The sequence below is a fragment of the Micromonospora sp. NPDC023956 genome, assembly GCF_040639195.1.
GTDB lineage: Bacteria > Actinomycetota > Actinomycetes > Mycobacteriales > Micromonosporaceae > Micromonospora.
The window spans coordinates 172,273-188,314 of record NZ_JBEZZN010000001.1; the positions used below are offsets into that span (position 1 = coordinate 172,273).

Consider the following 16,042-nt stretch of genomic DNA (forward strand, 5'->3'; position numbering starts at 1 on the left):
GTGGCGGGAGAGCCGGAGTGGGGTCAGGAGATCCCGAGATCCTTGTCCACCATCGCGAACAGTTCGTCGTCGGTGGCGTCGTCGAGGTGCCGGCCGATGTCACCGCCGCCGCTCTGGGCGAGCCGCGAGAGCATCGCCTGGAGACGGACGGTGGCCCGGACCCGCGCCGCCTCGTCGCCCGCCACCACGTCGAGGCTGTCGGCGATGCGGTCGAGATCGTCGAGGAGCACGGTCGGGGTCACCACGTCCTCCTGGGCCACCTCGGCGAAGAGGTACTCCGCCAGGGTGGTCGGGGTCGGGTAGTCGAAGACCAGGGTGACCGGGAGGGCCACTCCGGTCGCCGTCCCGAGCCGGTTGCGCAGCTCGACCGCAGTGACGGAGTCGAACCCCAACTCCCGGAACGCCCGGTGCTCGTCCACCGACTCCGCCGAGGCGTAGTTGAGGACGGCGGCGACCTGACCCCGGACCAGGCCGAGCAGCACGGCCATCCGGTCGACGGCGGGCAGGCCGGCGAGCCGCTCCCGCAGCGAGTCGGGGCCGTCGGGGACCTCGGTACCGGCGACGACGTGTTCGTTGGCCTGGAGCCGACGGACGTCCGGCAGGTCGCTGATCAGCGGGCCGGGGCGGGTCGCGGTGAAGGCGACGGCGAACCGGTCCCAGGCGATGTCGGCGATGGTGAGGGCCGGCTCGCCGTGGTCTACCGCCTGGTGCAGGGCGGTGATCGCGGCCTCCGGGGGCATCTCCGGAACGCCGTGCCGGTGCAGCAGCTCACCGAACGGACCGTCGGCCATGCCACCGCCGGCCCAGGCGCCCCAGGCGATGGAGGTGGCGGGCATGCCGAGGCCACGCCGGTGCTGGGCGAGCGCGTCGAGGAAGGCGTTGCTCGGCGCGTAGTTGCCGACGCCGGAGCTGGCCACCGTGCCGGCGAAGGACGAGAACATGACGAACGCGGAGAGGTCCAGGCCGAGGGTCAACTCGTGCAGGTGGTACGCGACGTCGACCTTGGCCTGGAGGACCCGCTCGATCTGGTCGATCCGGATGTCGTTGATCAGGGCGTCGTCCAGCACCGCGCAGGCGTGCACGACCGTGGTGAGGGGCTGCTCGTCGGGGATGCCGTCGATCAGCTCCGCCAGGGCGTCCCGGTCGGAGGCGTCGCAGGCGACCACGGTGGCGCGGGCCCCGAGGGCGGTGATGTCGTCGACGAGTTGCTGTGCGCCGGGCGCGGCCATGCCGCGCCGGCTGGCGACGATGATGTTCTCCACTCCGCTGCGGGCCAGCCAGCGGGCGGCGTGTCCACCGAGGGCACCGGTGCCGCCGGTGACCAGGGCCGTCCCGGAGGGCTCCCACGGGTTGGCGGGCTGGCTCTCCCCGAGCGGGACGCGGGTGAGGCGGCGGCCGAGCAGCCCGGTCGGGCGGACGGCGATCTGGTCCTCCTCACCGGCGCCGGTGAGGGCCGCGACGAGCAGGTCGGCGGAGCGCTCCTCGACCGCCTCGGGCAGGTCGACGAGGCCGCCCCAGCGTTCCGGGTGCTCCAGCGCGGCGACCCGGCCGAAGCCCCAGATCAGGGCCTGCATCGGCGACCGGAGCTGGTCGGCACGACCGACCGAGACGGCTCCGGAGGTGACGCTCCACATCGGGGCCGGCAGGCCGATGTCGCCGAGGGCCTGGAAGAGCGCGACGGTGGCGCCGAATCCGCCCGGCACGGAGGGGTACAGCGGGTGGACCAGTTCGTCGAAGGCGAGCAGCGACACCACGCCGGTCACCTCGCCGGACCCGCCGTCGGTGCCGGCACCGGTGGCGACGGCCTCCCGCAGGAGCTTGCCGAGCAGGTCGCGGTCGACGTCGGTGGTGCTGACGGGGACCGGCACCACGCTCGCGCCGGCCGCGGCGAACGCCTCGACGCAGGCGTCCTGCCAGGGCTCGACGAATTCGCCGGTGGGCATCACCACGACCCAGGTACCGCTCATTCCCCGGTTGGCGATGCCGGTCAGCGGCTTCCAGGTGTCCTGGTAACGCCAGCTGTCGATGTCGGACTGCCGGCGTCGCTGCCGCCGCCACGAGGTCAGCAGCGGCAGGACCGGCCGCAGCGCGTCGGCGGTCTGCTCGGCGGGAGTGTCCTCGGGGGTGACCACGTTGGCGAGCGCGGCCAGGTCGCCGCGCTCCACGGCGGCCCAGAAGCCGGCGTCGCCGGGGTCGGCGGCGCCCTGGCTCAGGCTCTCCAGGTCGGGCCCGCCGCTACCGTCCAGCCAGTAGCGCTGGTAGTCGAAGGCGTAGGTGGGCAGGTCGAGCGTCGCCGTCTCGGCGAGCACCCTGGTCAGGTCGACCGGCAGGCCGACCGTGTACGCGGTGGCGAGGCTGGTCAGCAGGCGGGTCGGATCGTCCTCACCCCGCCGCAACGTGCCCAGCGTGTGCCCGGTCGTCCCCGTGTCGTCCAGGATCGCCGTCACCGGCATCGTCAACACCGGATGCGGCGAGATCTCCACGAACGTGGTGTGACCAGCAGCCACGGCAACCCGCACCGCCGGATCGAACAACACCGTCCGCCGCAGGTTCTCGTACCAGTACTCCGCACCCATCGACTCCGGGACAACCCACTCCCCGGTCAACGTGGACACCAGACGGACGTGACCCGCCTGCGGCTTCACCTCCGACAGGTCGGACCGGAGCCGCTCCGCGACCTCCTGCACCGCCGCCGAATGCGACGCGTAATCCACCGGAATCACCCGCGCACGCACCCCGTCCGCCTGACACGCGGCCACCAGATCCGCCACCGGCTGCGGCGGGCCGGAGACGACCACCGTCGACGGACCGTTCACCGCCGCCACACCCACCCCGGGATACGCCGACAACCGCTCCCCGACCGCGTCGGCGGACAGATCCACCGACGCCATCGCCCCGGTACCGCGCAGAGCGGCCAACGCCCGCGACCGCAGAGCCACCGTCTTCGCGGCATCCTCCAGACTCAGGACCCCGGCCACGCAGGCCGCACCGATCTCACCCTGCGAATGACCGATCACCGCCGCCGGAGACACCCCGACGTGCTCCCACACCGCCGCCAGAGCAATCCCGACCGCCCACAGCACCGGCTGGACAACCTCCACCCGGTCGAGCCACGACTCGTCGTCCCCCGTCAACACCGACACCAGATCCACGTCCAGGAACGGAGCCAGGGCTTGCTGGCACTCGGCGAGCTTCGCGTCGAACACCGGAACCCGACCGACCAGACCCGCCGCCATCCGCGCCGACTGCGCACCCTGACCCGGGAACACGAACACCGGACCAGCCGACGAACCCGCGGCCGTACCCAGCATCACGTTGCCCGCCGGCAGACCCGACGCCACCGCGTCCAACCCTGCGAGCAGCTCCTCGACGCCCGCGCCGACGACCACGGCCCGCTGGTCGAAGGTCGACCGGGTGGTCAGCAGGGACCAGCCGACCGCCGCCGGGTCCAGGTCACCGTGTTCGCGCACGTACCCGGCCAGCCGGCCGGCCTGCCCGGCGAGCGCGCCCCGGGTCCGCGCGGACACCGGCCACACGGTCACCCCCGACGCGACCAGACCGGGCCGGTACGCGGGCGTGGTGGCGGCGGTGTCGTCCCCGTCCGCCTGCTCGGGGGTGGTGGTGCCGGACGGCCGGTACTCCTCGACGATGACGTGGGCGTTGGTGCCGCTCACTCCGAACGAGGACACCGCGCCCCGGCGGGGCCGGTCCAGCTCCGGCCACGAGCGGCGCTCGGTGAGCAGCGAGACCGCCCCGGCGGACCAGTCCACGTGCGGGGACGGTTCGTCGACGTGCAGGGTTTCCGGCATCACGCCGTTGCGCAGGGCCATCACCATCTTGACCATGCCGGCGACCCCGGCGGCGCTCTGGGTGTGGCCGATGTTCGACTTCACCGAGCCGAGCCAGAGCGGCTGGTCGGCGGGGCGGTCCTGCCCGTAGGTGGCGATCAACGCCTGCGCCTCGATCGGGTCCCCGAGGGTGGTGCCGGTGCCGTGCGCCTCGACCATGTCGACGTCGGCCGCGCCGAGCCGGGCGTTGGCGAGGGCCTGCCGGATGACCCGCTGCTGGGACGGGCCGTTGGGGGCGGTGAGGCCGTTGGACGCGCCGTCCTGGTTGAGGGCGCTGCCCCGGATCACGGCGAGGACCGGGTGACCGTTGCGTTCGGCGTCGGCGAGGCGTTCGAGGACGAGGACACCGCCGCCCTCGCCCCAGCCGGTGCCGTCCGCGCCGGCCGCGAACGCCTTGCACCGGCCGTCGACGGACATGCCGCGCTGCCGGGAGAAGACGACGAAGACGCCGGGGGTGGCCATCACGGTGACCCCGCCGGCGATGGCGAGGTCGCACTCCCGGCGGCGCAGCGCGTTCACCGCCAGGTGCAGGGCGACCAGCGACGACGAGCAGGCGGTGTCGACGGTGACGGCGGGGCCGTTCAGTCCGAGCGTGAACGAGATCCGGCCGGAGGCGACGCTCGTGGTGTTGCCGGTGCCGAGGTACATGTCGACGCCCTCGGGGACGTTCGGCAGCCCCATGCCGTAGTTGGAGGTGGTGACCCCGACGAAGACCCCGGTCTGGCTGCCGCGCAGCGACAGCGGGTCGATGCCGGCCCGCTCGACCGCCTCCCAGGACGTCTCCAACAGCAGTCGCTGCTGCGGGTCCATCGCGAGGGCCTCGCGCGGGGAGATCCCGAACAGGGACGCGTCGAAGTCACCGGCGGCGTCGAGGAACCCACCGACCCGGGTGTAGCTCTTGCCCGGCTTGTTGGGGTCGGGGTCGTAGAGCGACTCCAGGTCCCAGCCCCGGTCGTCCGGGAACTCGGTGAGGGCGTCCCGGCTGTCGGCGACGAGGTCCCACAGGTCCTCGGGCGAGCGGACGCCGCCGGGGAACCGGCAGCTCATCGACACGATGGCGAGGGGTTCCTGGTCGCGGGCCTCGACGGTCTGCAGCTTGCGCTTCGTGTCGTGCAGATCGGCGGTCACCCGCTTGAGGAAGTACCGCAGCTTGTCGTCGTCGCTCATCGGGCCGCACCTGCCTCGATCCGGGGGTCGGTCATGTCAGGAGATTCCAAACTCTTTGCTGATGAAGTCGAAGATCTCGTCGTCGCTGGCCGACTCGAGATCGGGCCGGTCCTCCTCGGCCGCGGGGCCGTCGGCCAGGCCGGTCGCCTTGGCCAGCAGGTCCCGCATCCGGGTGGTGAACCGCTCGCGGGTCGCCGGATCGAGCGGGATGGTGGTGAGCAGGCTCTCCACCGTGTCGATGCCCTGGAAGAGGGGCTGGGTGGACGGGGCCTCCCCGGCGGTGATCTCGCTGGCCAGCTTCTCGGCGAGCGCGGTCGGCGTCGGGTAGTCGAAGACCAGCGTGGCGGGCAGCCGGAGGCCGGACAGGCTGTTCAGCCGGTTGCGGAGGTCGACCGCGGTGAGCGAGTCGAAGCCCAGTTCGGTGAAGAGCCGGCCCGGGTCGATGGCGTCGGCCCCCGCGTGGCCGAGGACGGCGGCGATGTTCGCCCGAACCACGTCGAGCACCACCCGGCGCCGCTCCGGCTCGGCCAGGCCGGCCAGCCGCTGCCCGAGCGGCACACCGCCGGTACCGGCGCCGGTACCGTCGACGGACCGCCGCAGCGGCACCCGGACCAGGGCGCGGAGCATCGGGGCGAGGGCCCCGGACTCCGCCTGCCCGCGCAGCGTCCCGACGTCGAGGCGCATCGGTACGACGGCGGCCGCGTCCAGCCGCCAGGCGGCGTCGAAGAGGTGCAGGGCCTGTTCGGTGGGCAGCCCGGCCGCCCCCTGTTCGGCCATCCGCCGTACGTCGGCGTCACCGAGGTGCCCGGTCATGCCGCTGGCCTGCTCCCACAGGCCCCAGGCCAGGGAGATGCCGGCCAGTCCCCGGGCGCGACGGTGCGCGGCGAGAGCGTCGAGGAAGGCGTTCGCAGCCGCGTAGTTGGACTGTCCGGCGCTGCCCAGTGTGGCCGCCGCCGAGGAGAAGAGCACGAAGGCGGCGAGGTCGCGGTCGGCGGTGAGCCGGTGCAGGTGCCACGCCGCGTCGATCTTCGGTACGGCCACCGCGTCGAGACGTTCGGGCGTCATCGACTCGAAGACCCCGTCGTCGAGGACGCCCGCCGCGTGGACCACCGCGGTGAGCGGATGCGCGGCGGGGATCCCGGCGAGCAGCGTGCTCAGGGCGTCGGGGTCGGCGGCGTCGCAGGCGGCGACGGTCACCTCCGTACCGTGGGCGGCCAGCTCGGTGACCAGGTCGTCCATCCCCTCGGCGGCCGGTCCGCGTCGGCCGGCGAGCAGCAGGTGCCGGACGCCGTGCGTGGTGGCGAGGTGCCGGGCCAGGAGACGGCCGAGCACGCCGGTGCCACCGGTGACGAGCACCGTGCCGTCCGGGTCGACGCCGCCGGGCAGCAGTTCCACGCCGGCCGGCACCCGTCCGAGACGGGGTACCCGCACCTGACCGGCCCGTACCGCGACCTGCGGCTCGCCACACCTGATCGCGGCGGCCAGCACGGCGGTGCTCTCCGGGTCCGTGTCGAGGTCGACCAGTTGCAGCCGACCCGGGTGTTCCAGTTGGGCGGTGCGGAGCAGACCCCAGACCGGTGCCTGACGCAGGTTCACCCCGGGCTGGTCGCCCGTGGCGACGGCGTCCCGGGTGACCAGCACCAGCCGGGCGTCGGCGAACCGCTCGTCGGCGAGCCAGGCCCGTACCGCGCCGAGTACGCGGTGCGTGGTGGCCCGCGCCTGCGCGGCGAGTGCCGGGCCCGTGTCGTCCCCGTCGCCGGCGACCGGGACGATCACCGCCGTGGGTGCCGACTCGCCCCCGGCGAGCAGGTCCCCGAGGGTGTCCGGGGCGAGGTCGGCGCGGACCCGGACGCCCGCCGACTCGCAGGCGGCGCTGAGCGGCAGATCGTCCCCGACCACCACCCAGCCGGTGGCGGCGGGCACCGGACCGGCGGGCACCGGCAGCACCGGCCAGTCGACCTGGAACAGCGACTCGTGCCGGCCGGAACGGGCGGCCCCGAGGGCGTCGCCGGTGACCCGGCGCATGATCAGCGACTCGGCGTGCAGCACGGGCGCGCCGGTGGCGTCGGCCACCTGGAAGGAGACCCCGACCTCACCGGCCGAGGCGACCCGGACCCGAAGGGCGGTGGCCCCGGCGGCGAGCAGGGTGACACCGGTCCAGGCGAACGGCAGCCGGGGGGCGTCCGGGTCGGCGCCGTCACCCATCCGGGCGAGGAACCCACCGATGGACATGGCCTGCAACGCGCCGTCCAGCAGCGCCGGGTGGACCCCGAAGCGGCCGGCCTCGGCGTGGTGGTCGGCGGGCAGTTCGACCTCGGCGAAGACCTCCTCACCGCGCACCCAGGCGGCGCGCAGGCCCCGGAAGGCCGGGCCGTAGCCGAAGACGGTCGCCTCGACACCGGAGTAGAAGTCGGAGGAGTCGACGGCGGTCGCACCGGGCGGCGGCCAGACCCCGAGGTCGAACGCGGGCGGTTCGGCCGGGCGGGGCGCGAGCAGACCGGTGGCGTGGCAGGTCCAGGCCACGTCGGCGAGGATCTCGTCGGACCCGTCCCGGTACGGCCGGGAGTGGAACTGCACGGTACGACGGCCGTCCGCGTCCCGGTCACCGGCGGTGAGCTGCACCTGGAGGGAGCCGAGTTCGGGCAGGACGAGCGGGGCGAGCAGGGTCAGCTCCTCCACCACCGGCGTGCCGGCCTGCTCACCGGCGTAGGCGGCCAGTTCCACGAAGGCGGTACCGGGCAGCAGGATCGCGTTCATCACCCGGTGCTCGCCCAGCCACGGGTGGGTCCGCACCGACAGGCGACCGGTGAACACCATCCGCTCGCTGTCCGGGAAGGTCACCGTGGCGCTGAGCAGCGGGTGACCGGCCTCCTGAAGCCCGGCCGAAGCGACGTCCCCGGCCGGTCCGACGGGCAGGTCGACCCAGTAGCGCTGGTGGTCGAAGGCGTAGGTGGGCAGGTCGAGGGTCGCCGTCTCGGCCAGGACCCTGCTCAGGTCCACCGGCAGACCGATCGCGTAGGCGGTGGCGAGGCTGGTCAGCAGGCGGGTCGGATCGTCCTCACCCCGCCGCAACGTGCCCAGCGTGTGCCCGGAGACAGCCGCGTCGTCGAGGATCCCGGTCACCGGCATGGTCAACACCGGATGCGGCGAGATCTCCACGAACGTCGTGTGGCCAGCAGCCACGGCAACCCGGACGGCCGGGTCGAACAGCACCGTCCGCCGCAGGTTCTCGTACCAGTACTCCGCGCCCATCGACTCCGGGTCCACCCAGTCCCCGGTCAGCGTGGAGACGAGACGGACGTGACCGGGCTGCGGCTTCACCTCCGACAGGTCGGACCGGAGCTGCTCGGCGACCTCCTGCACCGCCGACGAGTGCGACGCGTAGTCCACCGGGATGACCCGGGCGCGCACCCCGTCGGCCTGGCAGGCGGCGACCAGCTCGGCGACCGGCTGCGGCGGCCCCGACACGACCACCGTCGACGGACCGTTGACGGCCGCCACCCCGACACCGGGGAACACCGGCAACCGCTCCGCGACCGCCTCCGCCGACAGGTCCACCGACGCCATCGCGCCCGTACCCCGCAGCACCGCCAGGGCCCGCGACCGCAACGCGACGGTCTTCGCCGCGTCCTCCAGCGACAGGATCCCGGCGACGCACGCCGCGCCGATCTCTCCCTGCGAGTGACCGATCACCGCCGCAGGCCGCACACCCACGTGCTCCCACACCGCAGCGAGAGCGACACCGACCGCCCACAGGACCGGCTGGACGACCTCCACCCGGTCGAGCCACGACTCGTCGTCCCCCGTCAACACCGACACGAGATCCACGTCCAGATGCGGCGCCAACGCCCGCTGGCACTCCGCCAGCCGCGCGTCGAAGACCGGCACCCGACCGACCAGACCCGCCGCCATCCGCGCCGACTGCGCGCCCTGACCCGGGAACACGAACACCGGACCGGTGGACGAGCCGGCGAGGCCGGCGACGACGTTCCCCGCCGGTACCCCCTCGGCCAGGGCGTCCAGCCCGGACAGCAACTCCTCGACGCCCGAGCCGACGACGGCGGCCCGCTGGTCGAGGACGGCGCGGGTGGCGGTCAGGGACCAGCCGACCGCCGCCGGGTCCAGGTCACCGTGCGTACGGACGTGTTCGGCGAGCCGGGCGGCCTGACCGGCCAGGGAGGTCTTGGTACGGGCGGAGAGCGGCCAGATCGTCACGGCCGCGTCGGGCGCCAGGCCCGGAGCCGGGTCGTGGGTTTCGACCGTCCCGCCGACGGATTCGTCCGCCTGCTCGATGATCACGTGCGCGTTGGTGCCGGAGATCCCGAACGACGACACCGCCGCCCGACGCGGACGGTCCACCGCCGGCCACGCCCGCGCCTGCGTCACCAGCTCCACCGCACCGGCGGTCCAGTCGATGTGCGGCGACGGCTCGTCCACGTGCAACGACGCCGGCACCACCCCGTGCCGCATCGCCTGCACCACCTTGATAACACCGGCCACACCGGCTGCCGCCTGGGCGTGACCGATGTTCGACTTGATCGAGCCGAGCAGCAACGGCCGGTCCCCCGGCCGGTCCTGCCCGTACGTCGCCAGCAACGCCTGCGCCTCGATCGGGTCACCCAGGGTGGTACCCGTCCCGTGTGCCTCCACCAGGTCCACGTCGGCGGTCGACAGCCGGGCCGAGGTGAGAGCCTGGCGGATCACCCGCTGCTGGGACGGGCCGTTCGGGGCGGTCAGGCCGTTCGATGCGCCGTCCTGGTTGATCGCCGACCCGCGCAGCACGGCGAGGACGCGGTGACCCTTGCGACGCGCGTCGGAGAGACGCTCGACCAGCAGCAGGCCCACGCCCTCGGACCAGCCGGTGCCGTCCGCCGACGCGGCGAAGGACTTGCACCGGCCGTCGGCGGCCAGGCCACGCTGCCGGGAGAACTCGACGAACGCGGTCGGCGTGGTCATCACCATCACGCCACCGGCGAGCGCCATGTCGCACTCGCCACTGCGCAGCGCCTGGCTGGCCCAGTGCAGGGCGACCAGCGACGACGAGCAGGCGGTGTCCAGCGAGACCGCCGGCCCCTCCAGCCCGAACGTGTAGGCGACCCGGCCGGAGATCACGCTGCTGGTGAGCCCGGTCAGGGCGTACCCCTCGGTGCCCTCCCCCGCGTACGCCACCAGGTTGCTGTAGTCCTGGCCGCTGGTGCCGACGAAGACGCCGGTGCTGCTGCCCCGGACGGTGGACGGGTCGATGCCGGCGGACTCGAAGGTCTCCCAGGTGGTCTCCAGCAGCAGCCGCTGCTGCGGGTCCATGGCCAGGGCCTCGCGGGGCGAGATGCCGAAGAACGCCGAGTCGAACTGGTCGACGTCGGTGAGGAAGCCGCCACCCCGGGTGTAGAAGGTGCCGGAGGCGTCCGGGTCGGGGTTGTAGAGCGAGTCGAGGTCCCAGCCCCGGTCGGTGGGCAGGTCGGAGATGGCGTCGACGCCGTCGGCGACGAGCCGCCACAGGTCCTCCGGGGAGCGCACTCCACCGGGCAACCGGCAGGCCATGCCGATGATCGCCAACGGTTCGTCGTCGCCCACCGGCACGGTGCTGGTCGTCGGCCGGACCGGCACGGGCGTCCCGGCGATCTCGGTACCGAGGTGGACGGCCAGGTCGTACGGGCTGGGATAGTCGAAGACCAGGGTGGCCGGCAGGCGCATGCCGAAGGCGTTGTTCAGCCGGTTGCGCATCTCGACGGCGGTGAGCGAGTCGAAGCCGAACTCGTTGAACGCCCGGCGCGGCTCGATGGCGGCCGGGTCGGGGTAGCCGAGCACGGCGGCGGCCTGGCCCCGGACGATCTCGACGAGCGCGGTGACCCGGTCGTCGTCGCCGAGCGCGGCGAGCTGCTGCACCAGGGACGCGCCGGTGGTGGCCGCCGCGCTGCGGGGCAGCCGGATCAGGGCCCGGTACAGCGGCGGGATGCCGCCGCCGGCGAACTGGACCTTCATGGCGGCCAGGTCGAGGCGGGCGGGCACCAGGGCGGCGTCGGAGGTCCGGCAGGCGGCGTCGAAGAGGGCGAGGCCCTCCTCGGCCTCCATGGCGGCGACGCCGGAGCGGGAGATCCGGTTGAGGTGGACGTCGTCCAGCTCGGTGGTCATGCCGCTGCGGTCGGCCCAGAGGCCCCAGGCCAGGGTGAGCGCGGCGCGGCCGTGTGCCCGGCGGTGGTGGGCGAGGCCGTCGAGGAAGGCGTTGGCGGCGGCGTAGTTGCCCTGGCCCGGTCCACCGGCGGTGGCGGCGAGGGACGAGTACGAGACGAAGGCCCTCAGGTCGAGGTCGGCGGTCAGCTCGTGCAGGTTCCAGGCCGCGTCGACCTTCGGCCGCAGCACGCCGTCCATCCGCTCGGGGGTGAGCGAGGAGATGACACCGTCGTCGCGGACGCCGGCAGCGTGGATGACGGCGGTGAGCGGGTGCTCCGCCGGGATGCCGGCGAGCAGTCCGGCCACCGCGTCGCGGTCGGCGACGTCGCAGGCGGCGACGGTGACCGTGGCGCCGAGCGACTCCAGGTCGGCGCAGAGTTCGGCGACGCCGCTGGCGGCCCGGCCGCGCCGGCTGGTGAGGATCAGGTGCCGGACGCCGTACCGGGTCACCAGGTGCCGGCTCATCAGCTGGCCGAGGGTGCCGGTCGCGCCGGTGATCAGGACGGTTCCGTCGCCGTCGAACGGCGCGACGGGCGGCTCGGCCGGGGCCGGCACCCGGGTGAGCCGGGCTCCGGCCGCGACGCCGGAGCGGATCACGACCTGCGGTTCGTCGGTGTCGCCGACCGCGACGAGGGTGGCGGCGGCGCCGACCACGTCGTCCACGTCGACGAGGAGGAAGCGGTCCGGGTTCTCCGACTGCGCGGAGCGGACCAGACCGATGATCGCCGCGCCGGCCAGGTCGGTCAGGTCGGCGTCCCGGTCGGTGGCGACCGCACCCCGGGTCAGCACGACCAGCCGGGACGCGCCGAGCCGGTCGTCGGCGAGGAACTGCTGGAGGACGGCGAGCGCCCGGTGGGTCGCCTCGGCCACCGCACGCGGGGTGTCCGCGCCGGGAGCCGGCGCGGGGAACGGCACGACCAGCACGTCGGGGGCGGCCGACGCGTCGTCCAGTGCCTCGCGCAGGGCGGTCATGTCGGGGTACGCCGCCACGGCGGTACCGGTGGCGGCGACGGCCTCGACGAGGTCGGTGTCGCCGACGACCGCCCACGCGGCGGTGGACGGCCCGGCGGGCGTGGCCAGCGGGGTCCAGTCGATCCGGTACAGCGACTCGACACCACCACCGGCGGTACGGAGCTGGTCGGCGGAGACCGGCCGCAGGACGAGGGAGCCGACGGAGATGATCGGGGTGCCGGTGACGTCGGCCAACAGGATGGAGATGCTGTCGGTGCCGGTGTGCGTGACGCGGACCCGGGCCGCCGCCGCGCCGGCGGCGTGCAGGGCGACGTCGTTCCAGGAGAACGGCAGCCGGCCGTAGCCGGGCGGGACGTCAGCCCCGGTCGGGGCGCCGCCGGGCGGGGTGAGGCCGAGGGTGTGCAGGGCCGCGTCGAGCAGCGCGGGGTGCAGCCCGTAGCCGCTGGCCTCGGCGGCGGGTGTCTCGGGGAGCGCCAGCTCGGCGAAGAGGTCGTCGCCGCGCCGCCAGGCCGAGCGCAGCGCGATGAAGGAGGGGCCGTAGTCGTAGCCCTGGGCCGCGAGATTGAGGTACAGGTCGTCGGTGGCCACCTCGGTGGCGTCGGCCGGCGGCCAGGTGGTCAGGTCGGACCAGCCGGCGGGGCCACTCGGTGCGGCCGGTCCGCTGGCCAGCACGCCGCTGGCGTTGCGGGTCCAGGCGCGCTCTCCGGGGGTACCGTCGGCGGGCTCGCCGTCCGGGGCGGAGTGCAGCGACACCGACCGGCAGCCGGTCTCGTCGGCGGGGCCGATCCACAGCTGGATGTCCACCCCGCCGTTCTCCGGCAGGATCAGCGGCGACTCCAGGGTGAGTTCCCGGACGTGGTCCGCGCCGACGTGTGCGCCGGCCTGGAGGGCGAGTTCGACGAAGCCGGTGCCGGGCAGCAGCACGGTGTCGAACACGACGTGGTCACTGATCCACGGGTGGGTACGCCGGGCCAGCCGGCCGGTGAACAGGAAGCCCTCGGCGTGGGCGACCCCGACGGCGGCGCCGAGCAGGGGGTGACGGGCGGGACGCAGGCCGACTGCGGTGACGTCCCCGGTCCAGCCGGCACCGGCCTCGGGCCAGTAGCGCTGGTGCTGGAAGGCGTACGTCGGCAGGTCGACCCGACGGGCACCGGTGTCCGCGAACCAGGACCCCCAGGTCACCGGAACCCCGTGCACGTGCAACTCCGCCAGAGCCGCCAGCAGGGCCTGAACCTCCGACCGGTCCTTGCGCTGCGCCGACACCGACACCACGCCCTCGTCACCCGACAGGATGTCGACAGCCATCGCGGTCAGCACACTCTGCGGACCGACCTCCAGCAACGTGTCCACCCCGACCGCCCGCACCGCCGCCACCCCGTCGCCGTACCGCACCGCCTCCCGCACGTGCCGCACCCAGTACTCGACCGACCGGATCTCGTCGCCGTCGGCCAGCGCCCCGGACACGTTCGACACCACCGGCAGCACCGGCGCGGCGAAAGTCAGCCCGGCCAGGACCGTGCGGAACTCGGCGAGCATCGGCTCCATCAGCGGGCTGTGGAACGCGTGGCTGACGGCCAGCCGACGCGTCCGGGTCCCGCGCGCCTTCCAGCCGTTCTCCACCTCGTCCAGCGCCTCGACCGCCCCGGACACCACCACCGACGTCGGCCCGTTCACGGCGGCGATACCCAGCCGGTCGGTGAACCCGTCCAGGCTGGCCCGCACCTCCGCCTCGGACGCGTTGACCGCGAGCATCCCGCCGCCGGCCGGCAGCGCCTGCATCAACCGGCCCCGCGCCGCCACCAGCGCGCACGCGTCGGCCAGGGACAGCACCCCGGCCACGTGCGCGGCGGTGACCTCACCGATCGAGTGACCACCCACCACGTCCGGCACGACCCCGAACGACTCGACGAGCCGGAACAACGCCACCTCGACCGCGAACAACCCGGCCTGCGTGAACACCGTCTGGTCCAACAACTCCGCCTCGGGCGTGCCCGCCCCGGCGAACAGCACCTCCCGCAGCGGACGCGGCAGCGCCCGGTCCAGGTGCCCGCACACCTCGTCCAGCACCGACGCGAACACCGGGAAGGCGGCGTACAACTCCCGGCCCATGCCGGCGCGCTGCGCGCCCTGGCCGGAGAAGAGCACCGCGAGCTGGCCCCGGTCCCCGATCTGGCCGGCGACCACCGTGCCGGACGGCTCCCCCGCCGCCAGGGCGCGCAGCCCGGCCAGCAGGTCGTCCCGGCCGGTGGCGGCGACCACGGCCCGGTGGTCCAGGGCGGACCGGGAGGCCACCGACGAGAAGGCCACGTCGAGGGGGCGCAGCGCCTGGTCGGCGGCGACCCGGGCGGCCCAGCTGCCCGCCTGGGCGGCGAGCGCGGCGGCGTCGCGGGCCGACACCGTCACCGGCACGACCGGACGCTGCGCGCCGGGCTCGGCGTCGACCTCGGCGGGCGCGGGGGCGGGCGCCTGCTCCAGGATGGTGTGCGCGTTGGTGCCGGACACCCCGAACGACGACACCGCCGCCCGACGCGGCCGGTCCACCGCCGGCCACGGGGTCGCCTCGGTGACCAGCTCGACGGCGCCGGCGGACCAGTCGACCTGCGGGGTGGGCTCGTCGACGTGCAGGGTCGGCGGCACGACGCCGTGCCGCATCGCCATCACCATCTTGATCACACCGGCCACGCCGGCCGCGGCCTGCGCGTGCCCGATGTTCGACTTGACCGAGCCGAGCAGCAGCGGCTCCGCGTCACCCCGGTCCTGCCCGTACGTGGCGAGCAGCGCCTGCGCCTCGATCGGGTCGCCGAGCCGGGTGCCGGTGCCGTGCGCCTCCACCACGTCGACGCCACCGGCGCCGAGGCCGGCGTTGGCGAGGGCCTGCTGGATGACGCGCTGCTGGGAGGGGCCGTTCGGGGCGCTCAGACCGTTGGACGCGCCGTCCTGGTTGACCGCGCTGCCCCGGACCACGGCGAGGATCGGGTGGCCGTTGCGCTGGGCGTCGGAGAGCCGCTCCAACAGCAGGACGCCGACGCCCTCGGACCAGCCGGTCCCGTCGGCGGCGGCGGCGAACGCCTTGCACCGGCCGTCGGCGGCCAGGCCGCGCTGCCGGGAGAACTCGACGAAGGCGGCCGGGGTGCACATGGCGGTGACCCCGGCGACGATGGCCAGCGTGCACTCCTGCTGGCGCAGCGCCTGGGCGGCGAGATGCAGGGCGACCAGGGAGGAGGAGCAGGCGGTGTCGACGGTGACGGCCGGGCCCTCCAGGCCGAACGTGTAGGAGATCCGGCCGGAGACGACGCTGCCGGCGTTGCCGGTCATCAGGTGCCCCTCCAGGCCCTGCGCGGCGCCCATCAGCACGCTGCCGTAGTCCTGGCCGGTGCTGCCGGCGAAGACGCCGGTCCGGCTGCCCTTGAGCGAGTGCGGGTCGATGCCGGCCCGTTCCAGCACCTCCCAGGAGGTCTCCAGCAGCCACCGCTGCTGCGGGTCCATGGCCAGGGCCTCGCGGGGGGAGATGGCGAAGAAGCCCGGGTCGAAGTCGGCCAGGTCGTGAACGAAGCCGCCCTGCGCGGTGTACGACGTGCCGAGCCCGCCCTGCTCCTGGTCGGCGTCGTACAGGGAGGCGAGGTCCCAGCCCCGGTCGGCGGGGAAGTCGGAGATGACGTCCCGGCCGGACGCGACCACCTCCCACAGGTCCTCCGGGGACCGCACCCCACCGGGAAAGCGGCAGCTCATGGAGACGATGGCGACCGGTTCCTGCTCGCCGGCCTCCACCTCGCGCAGCCGCTGCCGCACCTGGTGCAGGTCGGCGGTGACCCGCTTGAGGTAGTCGAGAAGCTTCGCCTCGTTAGCCATGGACCGCCCACTCCTTGTGTTGACCCGTGCACGCA

General features: G+C 74.1%; 2 protein-coding genes. Both read right to left on the reverse strand.

Annotated elements, in window-relative coordinates; translation table 11 throughout:
* Positions 1-23: 23 nt before the first annotated feature.
* Complete coding sequence (locus tag AB0F58_RS00550; RefSeq protein ID WP_357135846.1) at positions 24-5,015, reverse strand: type I polyketide synthase; 4,992 nt, start codon at positions 5,013-5,015, stop codon at positions 24-26.
* Between the two features lie 36 nt (positions 5,016-5,051).
* The gene (locus AB0F58_RS00555) at positions 5,052-16,007 is read right to left on the reverse strand and encodes a type I polyketide synthase (RefSeq protein WP_357135847.1); all 10,956 of its coding nucleotides are present in this window, start codon (positions 16,005-16,007) and stop codon (positions 5,052-5,054) included.
* Between the last annotated feature and the right edge of the window lie 35 nt (positions 16,008-16,042).

Coding starts and splice junctions, on each gene's coding strand:
- AB0F58_RS00550 (WP_357135846.1), bottom strand. CDS start 5,015: ATGAGCGACGACGACAAGCTGCGGTACTTCCTCAAGCGGGTGACCGCC.
- AB0F58_RS00555 (WP_357135847.1), bottom strand. CDS start 16,007: ATGGCTAACGAGGCGAAGCTTCTCGACTACCTCAAGCGGGTCACCGCC.